This window comes from Lentisphaera araneosa HTCC2155, from assembly GCF_000170755.1.
Lineage (GTDB): Bacteria > Verrucomicrobiota > Lentisphaeria > Lentisphaerales > Lentisphaeraceae > Lentisphaera > Lentisphaera araneosa.
The window spans coordinates 230,662-244,771 of record NZ_ABCK01000003.1 but is presented as its reverse complement, the minus strand read 5'-3'; the positions used below and the strand labels follow the sequence as shown (position 1 = coordinate 244,771).

Annotated in this window: 11 protein-coding genes and 1 pseudogene; all 12 read left to right on the top strand. The window is 36.2% G+C overall.

Annotation, left to right across the window (positions count from 1 at the left end; translation table 11 throughout):
- The first annotated feature begins 20 nt into the window (after nt 1–20).
- The 12 genes and pseudogenes from LNTAR_RS28420 to LNTAR_RS25115 all read left to right on the top strand — a co-directional run bounded on the left by LNTAR_RS28420 (nt 21) and on the right by LNTAR_RS25115 (nt 13,989).
- Nucleotides 21–407, top strand: a pseudogene (locus tag LNTAR_RS28420) (GxxExxY protein).
- A 41-nt stretch (nt 408–448) separates the two neighbouring features.
- The gene (locus tag LNTAR_RS03955) at nt 449–1,465 is read left to right on the top strand and encodes an SDR family oxidoreductase (RefSeq protein WP_007277348.1); all 1,017 of its coding nucleotides are present in this window, start codon (nt 449–451) and stop codon (nt 1,463–1,465) included.
- A gap of 26 nt (nt 1,466–1,491) precedes the next feature.
- On the top strand, nt 1,492–2,580 hold the full coding sequence (locus LNTAR_RS03950; RefSeq protein WP_007277347.1) for an EpsG family protein: 1,089 nt from the start codon (nt 1,492–1,494) through the stop codon (nt 2,578–2,580).
- Between the two features lie 726 nt (nt 2,581–3,306).
- Nucleotides 3,307–4,116, top strand: a complete 810-nt coding sequence (locus LNTAR_RS03945) for a glycosyltransferase family 2 protein (RefSeq protein ID WP_007277346.1) — start codon at nt 3,307–3,309, stop codon at nt 4,114–4,116.
- A gap of 86 nt (nt 4,117–4,202) precedes the next feature.
- Nucleotides 4,203–4,886: a glycosyltransferase family 32 protein gene (locus LNTAR_RS03940; RefSeq protein WP_007277345.1), complete on the top strand. Its 684-nt coding sequence runs from the start codon at nt 4,203–4,205 to the stop codon at nt 4,884–4,886.
- Nucleotides 4,887–4,903: 17 nt separating this feature from the next.
- Nucleotides 4,904–6,049, top strand: a complete 1,146-nt coding sequence (locus LNTAR_RS03935; protein ID WP_007277344.1) for an acyltransferase family protein — start codon at nt 4,904–4,906, stop codon at nt 6,047–6,049.
- Nucleotides 6,046–7,245, top strand: a complete 1,200-nt coding sequence (locus LNTAR_RS03930) for a glycosyltransferase (protein ID WP_007277343.1) — start codon at nt 6,046–6,048, stop codon at nt 7,243–7,245. The genes LNTAR_RS03935 and LNTAR_RS03930 overlap by 4 nt, the downstream gene beginning before the upstream one ends.
- 21 nt (nt 7,246–7,266) lie before the next feature.
- The gene (locus LNTAR_RS25120; RefSeq protein WP_274377909.1) at nt 7,267–8,274 is read left to right on the top strand and encodes a glycosyltransferase family 2 protein; all 1,008 of its coding nucleotides are present in this window, start codon (nt 7,267–7,269) and stop codon (nt 8,272–8,274) included.
- Nucleotides 8,275–8,579: 305 nt separating this feature from the next.
- Nucleotides 8,580–9,746 (top strand): polysaccharide pyruvyl transferase family protein, encoded by a 1,167-nt coding sequence (locus LNTAR_RS03920; protein WP_007277341.1) that lies wholly within the window; start codon nt 8,580–8,582, stop codon nt 9,744–9,746.
- Between the two features lie 5 nt (nt 9,747–9,751).
- Nucleotides 9,752–10,861, top strand: coding sequence for a glycosyltransferase family 4 protein (locus LNTAR_RS03915; RefSeq protein ID WP_007277340.1), 1,110 nt, complete (start codon nt 9,752–9,754; stop codon nt 10,859–10,861).
- A 19-nt stretch (nt 10,862–10,880) separates the two neighbouring features.
- Nucleotides 10,881–12,050, top strand: a complete 1,170-nt coding sequence (locus LNTAR_RS03910) for a glycoside hydrolase family 88 protein (RefSeq protein WP_007277339.1) — start codon at nt 10,881–10,883, stop codon at nt 12,048–12,050.
- Nucleotides 12,051–12,096: 46 nt separating this feature from the next.
- Nucleotides 12,097–13,989 (top strand): acyltransferase family protein, encoded by a 1,893-nt coding sequence (locus tag LNTAR_RS25115; protein ID WP_157473203.1) that lies wholly within the window; start codon nt 12,097–12,099, stop codon nt 13,987–13,989.
- The last annotated feature ends 121 nt before the right edge of the window (nt 13,990–14,110 follow it).

Here is a 14,110-nt window from a genome sequence, read left to right as displayed (position 1 = left end):
CAGATGGAACAGATAGGGAAATTGACATAGAGTTTTTATATAAAGATGAAGGGTATAAAATATTAGGAGCATGCTTTGAGGTATACAATGAAATTGGCCCAGGTTTTTTAGAAGCGGTCTAACAAGAATGTCTCGAACTCGAATTCAGCTCTCAATCCATCACCTTTGATGCACAAAAAGAAATAAAATTAATTTATAAAGGCACTCAACTACAGAAGAAATATATTCCCGAATTTTTTGTTTATGATAAAATCATCATTGAAATCAAGGCCGTCAAAAAACTTGACTACGAACACCGTGCACAAACTTTCAATTACCTAAAAGCTACTGGATTATCAGTCGCTTATCTTATCAATTTCGGAAGTCATCTAAAACTTAAATATGAACGAATTATTTACACAAAATAAATCTGCTGAATCTGTCAAATCTGTGGTTTAAACAAAAAATTATGAAAAGAACAATCGAAAATAGTCACGTCCTCGTCACTGGTGGCGCCGGTTTTATTGGCTCCAACTTGGTAGATGTTTTACTTAAGCAAAATAATCGAGTGAGAGTTCTTGATGATTTCTCTACAGGTAAAGAAAAAAATCTTTCTCATCTCTACGACTTTGAAAATCAGCGACCCATTGCAAATAACTTTGAGCTCATTAGGGGCGACATTCGCAAGCAAGACCACTGTCATCAAGCTTGCGAGGACATAGATTACGTCTTGCATCAAGCTGCACTCGGCTCCGTGCCTCGCTCACTTAAGGACCCCGTCACCACTGACGAAGTCAATAACGGAGGCTTTCTCAAGATGTTGGTCGCAGCTCGCGATGCCAAAGTCAAACGCTTTATCTATGCCGCTAGCTCATCAACTTATGGCGATCATCCTAGACTTCCCAAAGTAGAACATACGATTGGCAAACCCCTTTCCCCCTACGCCATCACAAAATATACCAACGAACTCTATGCTGATGTTTTTTATAAATCCTATGGGCTCGAGACGATTGGCCTACGTTATTTTAATGTCTTTGGACGACGCCAAACTCCCGACGGCGCCTATGCCGCAGTCATCCCCACCTTTGTCTCTGCGCTCATTAATGGAGAGTCAATTACGATTAATGGTGATGGCTTAACTAGCCGAGACTTTACTTATATAGATAATATCATTCAACTCAATCAACTGGCTAGCTTAACGACAAATCCTGATGCCATTAACCAAGTCTTTAATGCCGCCTGTGGGGGGAATGAGACCCTCAATAGCCTATTTGAAACTCTTCGTCATTTGCTCGCAAAATTTAATCCACAGATTGCTCAAGCTAAAGTATTTTATGGCCCAGAAAGAACTGGTGACATCAAGCATTCAAAAGCGGACATTTCAAAAGCTCAAAAACTCCTCAATTACTCACCTAGCCATGACTTCAATCAGGGCATCCAAGCCTCTGTAGATTGGTACTGGAATAATTTAAAAACCAATAACTAGTCTCTACGAGCTGTTAATTAAAAATAATGATTCCAATTTTCTGCGTCTTATTTAGTACCACTTTTTTAACATACTTTGCCCAAAAAAATATTCCTACTTTTGACCAAGATGGTATTTTTCTGGGCATAAAACTGCGCAAAAATAAATTCCTACTCATTCTTATTCAGGCTATTTTAATCCTCTTCATTGGCTTAAGAAAAGGATATAATGACACCTATGCGTATATTAAAAAATTTTCACGACTTGATACTGGATGGGATGCACTATTAGAAACAAACTGGAAATTATCAGAGAATCCAGGCTTCTATATCCTTAATACGCTAATCAAAACTTATATCAGTGATAACCCTCAAGTTTTTCTATTTATCTATGCCCTTGCCTCCATTGGCTTAATTTTTTATTTCTATCAGCGTTGGTCGCAGATGTTATGGCTAACCGTATTTCTTTTTATTGCCTCGGGAACGTTTCTTGCTTCAATGGCTGCCATCAAACAAATCATAGCGATGGGCATAGGCCTACTTGGAGTACACTATTATCTAACCAAGCGCCCCTATAAATTCATTGCTTGTATACTACTGGGATGCACTTTCCACCCCTATCTTATTTTTTTCTTAGGAGCCTTTTTTCTTAGTAACCGAGTCTGGTCAAAAAAAGTAACCTTAATTATTCTGGGAGCCGTTTTGTCTGGTTTTCTTATTGAACAATTCATTCAAATAGCCTATTCAACCACAAATGAGCTAGGATATAAATACGAAAAACATGGCGAGGTATCTGGTAAAGGAATGAATATTTTACGCTTCCTTGTTTATTGTACCACTCCAACATTGACGTGGGTCTATCGTAAGAAAATCAATCAGAGTCAGGATAAAGCACTCATTCTCTTTTCAAATTTCACTTTGATTGGCTGGTGCTTTATGTTCATCTCCCTTTTTATCGGAGCCAATATGTTCGGGCGCATGGCCATGTACTTTGATCCTTTCATGCATTTAACTTTAACAGTATTTTTGACATCTTATCTTCCTATTAGGAATCAAAGTGTAGTTAAATGTTCTTGTGTATTGTCATATACCTTGTTCTTCACTTATGAGATTTACTCACGAGGCTTTATTTATTAGGTACAACTTGATATTTATTCCTTAAATTAAGCTTGTTTAACAAAAAAATTATAACTCTCACCTCTATTAAAATATTTAAATTCGTATAAATGACTAATCAACGAAACCGAGACAAACTGCAAAAGTATCAAATTGCAATAAACTTAATTGTGAAACTAATGCGCTTATTACCTTATAGATTTTCATTGGTACTTTATGACTTTATTATCTCATGGCATGGATATATAGCCAGAGGCTTACGTTATTGTATTTTGCGAGCGTGGTGTAAGCATTGTGGATATAATGTAAGGATTGATAGTGGTGTTGAGTTAGTTCATATAAAAAACATATCTCTAGGCAATAATGTCAGTATTCACAGTAACTGTTACTTTGATGCCGGAGGAAACATCACTATAGGCAATGATGTCGCTATTGCCCATCAAACTTCAATATTGCCTTTCAACCACTCTGATCGGCTGGTGTTTCATGTTCATCTCCCTTTTTATCGGGGCTAATATGTTCGGACGCATGGCCATGTACTTTGATCCTTTTATGCATTTAGCTTTAACAGTATTTTTAATATCTTATATTCCTGTGAGTATTAAAAGTATAGTTAAATTTGGCTGTGTATTGTCATACACTTTGTTTTTTTCATTTGAGCTTTATACCCGTGGCTTTATTTATTAATGAAAATTTCTTTGATTAGAATGACTTTTATAAAGACAAAACTAAGCAACAATATATATAATGATGAATAAAAAACCTGAAATCTCTGTCATTATGGCCGTCTACAACTGCCAAGATACCGTGGCAGAAGCCATTGACTCTATTCTTAACCAAACATGTCAGGATTTTGAATTCATCATCTGTGATGACTGTTCGAGTGATAAAACCTACGAAATAGTTTGCGAATATGCCAAACGATATCCTGAACAGATCAAAGTTTTGAGAAATGAACGCAACTCCAAATTAGCCTATGCACTAAATCACTGTCTACAACACGTTCAGGGAAAATACGTCGCTCGTATGGATGGTGATGACATTTCTGTACCTGATCGTTTGCAAAAACAAAGCGACTTTTTAGAAAAAAATACTGAATTTTCTTTAGTTGGTTCGGCTATAAGTTTCTTTGATAACAATGGTGATTGGGGAAAAGATATTAAAAAAGCAATTCCTAATAAATATGACCTATTAAAAAGTGGTACTTTTAACCATGCTACAATCATGATGAAAAAAGAAGCTTATGAAGCTATTGGATATTATACTGATCTTCCTCGTACTTTACGTTGCGAAGATGTTGACTTATGGTTTAAATTTTTTGCAAAGGCATTTGTAGGGTATAACACTTCAGAAATATTATACCGGGTTCGTTTAGATGAATCAGGAATGAAACGCCGAACCTTTGCTTTACGGTTAAATAGTATTAAAACCCGTATTGCCGGATACCAACTACTCAATTTCCCTTGGTACTGCTATTTTTTTATACTGAAACCTTTTATAGCTGGTCTAATCCCTAATAGTTTGATGCTTATTTACCACAAACTAAAATTACGTTAATCATCATGGTACATTAATTTTAAATATGTTGATTGTTGAAGTTTAATCATGAAATATACACCCCAAAGAGACACTCTACTTATATTATGATCCCAAAAATAATTCATTATTGCTGGTTCGGCCATGGAGACAAGCCAAAAACTGCACTTAAATACATTGAAGGATGGCATAAAATGATGCCAGACTACGAATTTATAGAATGGAATGAGAGCAACTTCAACATTCATATTTGTCCCTATGTTGAGCAAGCCTATGAAGCACGAAAGTTTGCCTTTGTTAGTGACTATGCTCGCGGGCATGCACTTTATGAAATGGGTGGGATTTATCTAGATACAGATGTAGAAGTCCTAAAATCCTTTGATGATCTATTAAATAATCGTTCACTTTGGGGATTTGAGGCTGGCAATTACATTGCGACCAGTACTATAGGTTCTGAAGCTAAACATGAGTACATCAAAGCCTACCTAGAACAATATAAAGACCGTAATTTTTTAAACTCGGATAATTCACTAGACCTCACTACCAATGTTCGCGTTGTTACTAACTATTTAAAGAACAAAGGGCTTTCTTTAAACGGTACAAAGCAGGTAATTGAAGTAGATAACATAGTTTTACCCGAGCGTTTCTTTTCTCCCTACGACCCCAGAGTCGGCAGAATGACCCGATCCAAAGATAGCTATACCATACACCATTATGGAAAATCTTGGCATGGTCCTTGGGCTAAAGTAAAGGGTGCTCTTAAAAAAGCGCTTTCAAAAATAAGAAAATAAGTTCCTCACTTTAATTTATGTCAACAACTCGTTTCAAAACACCACCATATTCCTCTGGCATGTTCGATGCTTTTCGATGGGTTGCAGCTTTAGTCGTTCTACTATGTCATGCTCGCAGTATGTTCTATGGCTCGTATTCAGATATTGAGAATCCAACCATACTGGATACCACATTTTATATTATTACACTATTCTGGCATCAAGCTGTTATTATTTTTTTTGTTTTGAGTGGATACTTCATCGGCTCATCAGTTCTGGCTTCTGTAACAGAGGGGAAATTTAATTGGACAACTTATCTAATTAACCGAATGTCTCGGCTATACATTGTATTGATACCTATTTTACTAATAACCGCCTTACTTGATCATCTGGGTATGAATCTATGGGGGATAGAAAACTATTTTGGTGCCGAAAATCGTCTTTCTATTATTCACTGGATAACTAGTCTCCTGATGATTCAGCCGCAACATATAATGCCATATGGCACTAATACTCCACTATGGAGTTTAAGTTACGAATTTTGGTATTACCTACTTTTCCCAGTTATAGTTTTAGCTCTAGATCGCAAGCAAAATAAAAGACATCGTGTGATCATGTTTGTGATACTTATCCCCTTACTTTTATTTATGGAAATTCGTATGGCCTCTTATTTTATCATCTGGTCAATAGGCGTAGCTGTTGCAGTTCTTCCATTACCCAAACAATGGCTAAGAATACGTTGGCAATACCCGTTAATTGGATTTTGTACACTTTTAGTATTCGTTTTAATTCGCGGATTAGAAAGAACCATCATCCCAGTAAAGGATTTTTGGTATATTCAACTAATAACTGATATGATTCTGAGTATTGTTTTTGCTGGATTTATGTACTCCACCAAAGTCAAAGCATATTTGAAGCCAAAGGCACAATTCCCTTTAATTGGCTTTCATAACAAAATGGCTAGCTTTTCATATACCCTTTATCTTATACACAACCCTATTTTGGTATTTATTTATGCAGGTTTCTTATTTAACGATGGATTAAAGCTAGAAGGAGGCCTTTTTGATTTAATGAAGTTCCTCGGGCTCATGGTTTTTGTTATGTTTATTGCGTATTTTTTTTCACTCCTAACAGAATGTAATACACCTTACTTACGAAAATGGCTTAGAAGGAAACTGGAGTGAAAAAAATTCTTATAACTGCATCTGGCTTAGGTGTCGGAGGGGTTGAACGAAGCCTGCTGGGATTATTGCAGGCACTTGATTGCGACAAATATGATATAACACTTCACCTCTGGTCTCATGATGGTGAATTAATGGATGGTATCCCGCAAGACATTCGTTTGTTACCCGAAGACAATCGTTATGCTGCTTTAGAGCGCCCCATCAAAGATGTTCTATTTAGCTCGACATTCCCAATTGCCCTTGCCCGTTTACTCGCTAAATTCATCACTTGGGCTAAGCTATTGATATTTGAAAAAAAAAGCTTTCTTCTACTTAGAAGTATGCGCTACAGCTTACCTTTTCTTCCCTCTATTGAAGGTGAGTATGACTTGGGAATTAGTTTCCTTACTCCCCATGACCCAATGCTAAAAAAAGTCCGCGCAAAAACTAAGATTGGTTGGATCCACACCGATTACAGCACAATGGAATGTGGAGTAGATCATTCCTTTGAAGCACCTACATGGGGGGCTTTAGATCACATAGCAGCCGTTTCCGATGGTGTTCGAAGTACCTTCTTAAAAGTATTTCCAGACCTTGAAGAACGTGTAAAAATAATTGAAAATATTATATCTCCAGAACTCATTCGACAACAAGCGTCATCACAGGTTATATCAGAAGAAATGCCAATCACATCTGGAGAAATTAGTGTTTGCTCAGTCGGTCGCTTTTGTTATGCCAAAAACTTCGAATCCATCCCCGCCGTAGTACAACTCTTAGGGAAGCGGGGACTTGTTGTAAAGTGGTACCTAATAGGGTTTGGTAAAGGGGAAGCTTTGATCAGAGAAAAAATCAAAGACCATAATGTTGAGAACAAGGTCATAATACTAGGTAAGAAGACAAACCCATATCCATATATAAAAGCTTGCGACATTTATGTTCAACCTTCTCGCTACGAAGGCAAAGCCGTAACTGTTAGGGAGGCACAAATCCTTAGTAAACCGGTACTCATCCCAAACTTCCCTACAGCCAAAAGCCAACTAGAAGATGGCGTTGACGGTTTGATCTGCCCCCTCAATACCGAAGGGATAGCGGAAGGAATAATAACATTAATTAAAGACACTCAATTGCGTTCGCAATTAGCTAAAGGAGCTAGTTCACGTGACTATAGCAATAGATCTGAACTGAAAAAAATCTATCAACTAGTAGACCTAGACTAAAAAAAGTTAAAAGAGAAAAAAGTGATAAGTCCTACCCTAAGTATAATCATGCCTGTATATAATGCAGAAAATCACCTGCAGCGATGCCTTGACACTGTCCTACAACAAACCTTTAGGGACTTTGAAGTGATCCTGATTAATGACGGTTCAAAGGACCGGACTGGATTAGTTTGTGACAGAAATGCCGAGCTAGATACTAGAATAAAAGTCATTCATAAAGAAAATGGTGGGACTTCATCTGCTAGAAATGAAGGCTTAAAAATTGCTACTGGTAAATATATAGGTTTCGTTGATTCTGATGATTGGCTAGAACTAGATATGTATAAAGTTATGATGGAAAAAACAGAAAAACATGATGTCGATCTGCTGATCAGTGACTACAAAAGAGTGTATGAAGATTATGCCTTTGAGGTAGTCCAGCCGATTAGAGAAGGCTATTATAATAAAGATGATATGCTCAAAGAATATTTCCCCTGTCTACTTATGCGAGAAGACATCGATTATCCCCCCACTATATCTAATTGGGCCTGCCTTTTTCGAAAGAAGTTATTAAACGACAATGACATTTGGTATGATACAAAAACCAAATATAACGAAGATTTTTTGTTTGGTGCCAAAGCTGCATATCACGCCAAAAGCCTGTATCACCTAAAAGGTCACCATAACTATAACTTCTATTTCAATCCTTACTCCACAACAGCTGTGTACAATACAGATAAATGGGGTATAAACCTGCATGTTTACGAAGAAGCAAAGAATTTATTCGGCAATATTTCTGAATTTGATTTTACTCAACAACTTAAAACCACTATGATCTTTTTTTCATTTAATGCCATCAATGAAGTCGCAAAGTCAAAAGTTGGGTTCTTCAAAAGATATAAAGAAATCAAAAACATCCTTAAGCACCCTTATTTAAAAGAAGCTTTTCATAACTACAAATATCCCAAGGTAAAGTACAAACTTAGAATTATGTTATTCTTGCATAAATACAGGCAAGCTTTCCTAGTGACTTTAAAACAAAAATTTTAATAAAAAACTCTAGAAACCTCTACAAAATAAAAATCATTTTAATTAAATCCTTGAACAGATTTATTCATTCTATTCGATAGAAATCACAGTTATAATTAGAACCACCACGCTTTATAGAAGTGAAATTGTCTAATTTACGCTAGCGTAAACACTCTTAATATACAAATACTCACATCACATTTAAAATATTAAATCATCTATGCGTATTCTATATAACAAAGATTTATTAGTTTTAGGAATATGTAAAAAAACATGTAATCTGTACTCTTTTTTAATAATCCACTCAAAATACAAGGACTGAGTTTATGAAAAAATTCATGCTTTATCCCCATGGTGGCAGTGGGAACCACGGCTGTGAAGCCATTGTTAGAACAACAATGAAAATTGTCAACGGAATGTATGAGAATGCCACACTATTTTCTGACCGGCCAGAAACAGATAGATCTGTGGGACTTGATAAGATACTCAATGTTACAGAAGCCAAATCAGAGATAAGTGCTTTACAGAAATTACTTATAAAAATGTCACATAAAATTTCAGGTAGCGATGAACAGTTTTATCGATATCAAAATACACCTGTTATTGAACATGCAGATAAAAATACTCTAGCCTTGTCTATCGGCGGTGATAACTATTGTTATGGCTGGGTTGAGTACCTCTACAGTCTTAATAAATACCTTCGAAAAAAAGGAGTCACTACTGTTTTGTGGGGCTGCTCCGTAGAGCCAAGTGCGATGGATCAAAGAATGATAGATGATTTAAGAGGGCACGCAGTCATCAATACTCGTGAAACTATAAGCTACCAGGCTATGCGAGATAGAGGGCTCGATAATGTTCACCTCTACCCCGACCCGGCTTTTCTACTTGATAAAACTGAACTCCCTCTTCCAAATGGCTTTGAAGAAGGTAATACCGTAGGAATTAATCTTAGTCCATTAATTTTGAAGTACGAAAAAGAAGATGGGGCTACAATGAACGCCTACGCAGGGTTAATAAATCATATTTTAGATTCTACAGATATGCGTGTAGCATTAATTCCCCATGTCATTGTAGAAGGCAATAGTGATTTTGATACCATGGCCGAATTGTATGAGAACTTTAAAGACAGTGGAAGAGTTGTGCAAATTGGTGACCACAATGCTCTGGAACTTAAGGGCTTTATTTCCCGCTGTCGAATGTTTATTGGTGCACGAACTCATGCGACAATAGCTGCATACTCCAGTCACGTCCCTACTTTCGTCGTAGGCTACAGTGTCAAAGCACGTGGTATTGCCAGAGATATTTTTGGAAGTGAAGATGACATGGTACTTCCAGTTCAACAACTCCATTCTACTAATCAATTAATAGATGCATTTGAAAGTTTAAGTTCTCGAGAGAACGAGCTCCGTACAAAACTCAAAACATTCATACCTAAATATGCCGCCAAGGCAGCTAATGCCAAGGAAACAATTCTACCTTTTATTAATGGTTGAAATATATGAAAGATACAAACTCAAAAATAAGCCCAAAACAAACACCTGACTTATCTATCTTGACAAAAGATACTGGGTGGTATGGGGGACATTCAGGTTTCTATGAGCAGTTAGGTAAACGTCTTAAAAAACAACCATTCAAAGGAAAGATTTTTAAACCTAAAAATAATTTACCTAGTAAAATCCTAGGGCGATTAAACAACATGCGATTTGGCAAACCCTACGAAAATGATTTTTTAAGTAGTGCTCAACTTAATTTTTATCATAAAACACGAAATAAGAAAAATAATATTTCATGTGTACTTAACATGGATGATAATTGGCAACTTTTAAAACACTGGAAATCAGTCCCAAAATCACTAGTTGGCGTTATTCACATACCGACTTCTCAATGGGCAGAAAATGGTCAGATACACACATCAAAATGGTTCATAAGAGAAGGCTATGAAATGTGCCATCGTCTTAAGTCTGCCATCGTTCTTTGGGAACGGGAAATCCCTAAAATAGAGCAATTAGTTGGTCCCGGAAGAGTTGCATTTGTTCCCCATGGCATCGATACTAATTTCTTCCACCCTGGCAACAAACCACGTAAAAAAATATCATTCCTAGCCTGTGGCCAGTATCTTCGTGATTTTGATATGTTACAGTCAATATTTGAAAACTTGCAGAATGTATATCCCGAGGTTGAACTCAGAATAGTCATCCCTAAACACTTCTTAAAAATAATTGACTTATCTTGGGCAGAAAAAAACTCAAATGTTACAATCATATCTGGTTTATCAGATGAAGAGTTGCTAACTGAATATCAGCTAGCTACAGCTTTGCTCATTCCTTTTATTGATTCAGGAGCTAACAATGCAACAATGGAAGCCATGGCCTGCGGGTGTCCAATTGTAAGCAATGATATCGGAGGTATAAGGAGTTATGGTGGTGGGTCAGTATACCCTATTGGTAATAACTCTGATGACTTAGTGAAAATTGCTCTAAACCTGATAGAGAACTCCACATATACAATTGAAATGAGTCATAAACTTAGATCCTATTCTTTAAATTTCGACTGGGAAAAAGTTGCCCCCTTGTTTTATTCAACGGTTAACGACCTGGCATCTCAATAGTCAAAAAAGGAAAAAATAAGTGTTTCAGTATGTGTATTGGTTACTAGCCTGTTTTTTTGTTGTAGGTTTAATTTTCCTAAGCGTTGATTTTTATTATTGGTTTATCGATCGTTACAGCCGTTACCGAATAGGACGATGGCAAAATCATCAATCTTGGATTAAACGCTATAATCGAACGGTAATTAAATGGTTACCAAAAACGCCGCCTGTTCAAATCTCTGATAATACCCATTTGATTTTATGGGATAAAATCACTGGTAAATTCAGTAGAAATTGCGTGCAGTCCTGGCAGACAGCAGGCTTGGTCTTAGGTGCCTGTGAATATACGCAAAATGATACTGACGAGCTTTTAAAAAAGTGTACCAAACATTTTATCGATACCGAAGGCATGTGGAGAAAGAAACCCACAAATGTTGATAATTCCATGCTGGCTTTTTCTTTGCTAAAATACTCTAAACGTAGCGAATTTATTAGACCTGCGATGGACTATATGATCTCAATCGTTGAGAAATTCATTTCTGATGAGGATCAAATGATCATCTACAACCAGCGAACCAACCTTCGTTATGTTGATACTTTAGGCTTAGTTTGCCCTTTTTTAGTACTCTATGCAAAAATATACAAGGAGCATAAGTATCAAAATTTAGCTTATGAACAAATTAGAAAATTTAATAAAGTTGGCCTTTTCCAGAACACCTACCTTCCCGCTCATGCCTATGAAATTAACTCCAAGCTCCCTATGGGGGTATACGGCTGGGGACGAGGGACGGGTTGGTACATTATTGGCGTCCTTGATTCATTTATTGAAATGAGTGATTCCGATGAAAAAAATAAACTACGTTCGCAACTCCTGGCAATGGCAGACTTTTACGCTCGCTTTCAGCGTCAAGATGGAGGCTTTGGAACTTTCCTACAAGATAAAAAAACCTATGACAGTTCAGCTACAGCTATATTTGCCTACTTCTACGCTTGCTGCCATGACATTTTCGTGAAGAATGAGTACGCTGAGATTTCTCGAAGATCTCTTGATATGCTAAAAAGTAAGACTCGTATGAGTGGCAAGTTAGATAACTGCCAAGGTGACACAAAGGATGTTGGAATTTTTTCAACTCGCTATGATTCCCTGCCTTTTGCTCAGGGCTTTGGCTTAAGAGCTTATGCTAAAATTCAGGATGTCGCGGCTAACTAACACTATTGTTATTGGGTATTATCAGCGAATTAAACATAAGACAACTATGAAATATCGACCCGAAATTGATGGATTAAGAGCCATTGCTGTCATACCTGTACTAATTTTTCACTTATCATCATCCCTGTTCCCTTCTGGGTTTATTGGAGTCGATATCTTTTTTGCGATTTCAGGCTATTTAATCGCTTATATAGTTATCAATAAAATAGATAGTCATAGTTTTTCTCTAAAACAGTTTTGGGCTCGTAGAGTTAAACGTCTTTTCCCTACTTTATTACTAATCTCGACTTTTTCTCTAATCGCTGGGTATTTCATTTTTTTGCCAGATGAATTTGCAGCTCTAGGTAAACAAGTAGCTGCCTTATTTTTAATGATCGCTAATATCAATTTATGGCAACAGGCTGGTTATTGGAGTCCTGCTTCTGAAGATATCCCACTTCTTCATACTTGGTCACTTGGTGTTGAGGAGCAGTTTTATATTGTATTTGTCATAGCTCTTACCATAGTATTGAAAAAATTCTCTAAAAAAACTACCTTTATTATTTTAATATCTGGTTTTATTTTAAGTTTTATTTTAAGTATATATATCTCTGCAAGTATGCCCAGTGCTGCATTCTACCTATTACCTACTCGTGCATGGGAACTGTTAGCCGGTAGTCTTGTAGCATTTTTACATACATCGGGCTTCACCCCACACAATACATCTTTTAGTAAAATAAAAATACCATTCGACCTCATTGGTATAATAATGATAATAACAGCATTTTTAATTATTAATAAATCTATGGCTTTCCCAGGCTATATTGCCATTCTTCCTATTACTGGAGCATGCTTACTGTTATGGGATGGACAATCACAACTTTCTCAAAAATTACTTGCTAGTAAAGCTATGGTCTATATTGGTAAAATATCATATTCTCTCTATTTATGGCATTGGATATTAATTGTTTATTTCTCATGGTTGATTTTCCCAAATCATCCTACAAATTTACACTTAACTTTACTGTTTATTGTTTGTCTTCTCGTATCATCAATCACATATCATTTTTTTGAGAACCCCTTGAGAATTAGTCATAACAAAAACATCGTGAAAATTTGCTTGATATCCACAGTAATTACAATAGTAAGCTCTATCGCAATTCAAGAAAAACGCCTGGAACCCTTACGTAATAAAGTTACGTACACCAAAGGAGTTAACACGGCTAGAAATTACAATGTCACAAATAACTGGAAAAAACCTGATACAACTATAAACGTAGAAAGACTCGATGTAGTTGTTTTAGGGAGTTCTCATGCGTTAATGCATTCCCCATTAATTAAAAAATTGTGTGATTCAAAAAATTTAACTGTTGCATTTCTTGGCAGTAATGGCTCACCATCACCTTGGTTAGCATTAGATACTGATAAACAAGCCAAATTATCCGGGGATTTTACTGTTTCGGAAAGATTTAAATTTGATCAATACCGAAAAAATCTTATTCAAAAACACAAGCCTAAAGTAATCATCACGCTAGATCATTATGCAGATACTTTTAATAATAAATTTAAAGAAAACTTCACGAAGAAATATACTGAATTCGTAATAGATCTAAGAAAATACAATTCGTACGTTATTACCATTGAACAGCCTCCTATTGCTGGCCAAAAAAAGAATTTAGTAAAATACACCAACTATATATGTGCAAAAGTTTTTGAAACTGAAGACAACAAAAATAGTAGACAACAAGCAAATAAAATAATAAAAAACATCTTCTCGAAAGCAGGAGATAAAGCACTATTTGTAAAATCCGAGGACTTATTTACAAATAGTGATAAGTCTATTAGAATTTCAGATAATAACGGGATTCTGTATTACAAAGACAACAACCATCTTAATGATTACGGTAGTCAACTTCTAAAAAACCGCTTAACTGTTGCTCTTAACAAAATTTTTCCCTAGATTAAAGGGTCAAGACGCCTCCACTAGTCAACTCTAAAAAATTATACTCTGCCGATTATAATATCGGCTAAACTGGTCGTGTCCCAAATTTTCTGTAAATTCTGCTATTGCTCTACTTTAA

What these genes read in the sequence shown, in the direction of transcription:
- LNTAR_RS03955 (WP_007277348.1), top strand. Translation starts at nt 449, where the DNA reads ATGAAAAGAACAATCGAAAATAGTCACGTCCTCGTCACTGGTGGCGCC.
- LNTAR_RS03950 (WP_007277347.1), top strand. Translation starts at nt 1,492, where the DNA reads ATGATTCCAATTTTCTGCGTCTTATTTAGTACCACTTTTTTAACATAC.
- LNTAR_RS03945 (WP_007277346.1), top strand. Translation starts at nt 3,307, where the DNA reads ATGATGAATAAAAAACCTGAAATCTCTGTCATTATGGCCGTCTACAAC.
- LNTAR_RS03940 (WP_007277345.1), top strand. Translation starts at nt 4,203, where the DNA reads ATGATCCCAAAAATAATTCATTATTGCTGGTTCGGCCATGGAGACAAG.
- LNTAR_RS03935 (WP_007277344.1), top strand. Translation starts at nt 4,904, where the DNA reads ATGTCAACAACTCGTTTCAAAACACCACCATATTCCTCTGGCATGTTC.
- LNTAR_RS03920 (WP_007277341.1), top strand. Translation starts at nt 8,580, where the DNA reads ATGAAAAAATTCATGCTTTATCCCCATGGTGGCAGTGGGAACCACGGC.
- LNTAR_RS03915 (WP_007277340.1), top strand. Translation starts at nt 9,752, where the DNA reads ATGAAAGATACAAACTCAAAAATAAGCCCAAAACAAACACCTGACTTA.
- LNTAR_RS25115 (WP_157473203.1), top strand. Translation starts at nt 12,097, where the DNA reads ATGAAATATCGACCCGAAATTGATGGATTAAGAGCCATTGCTGTCATA.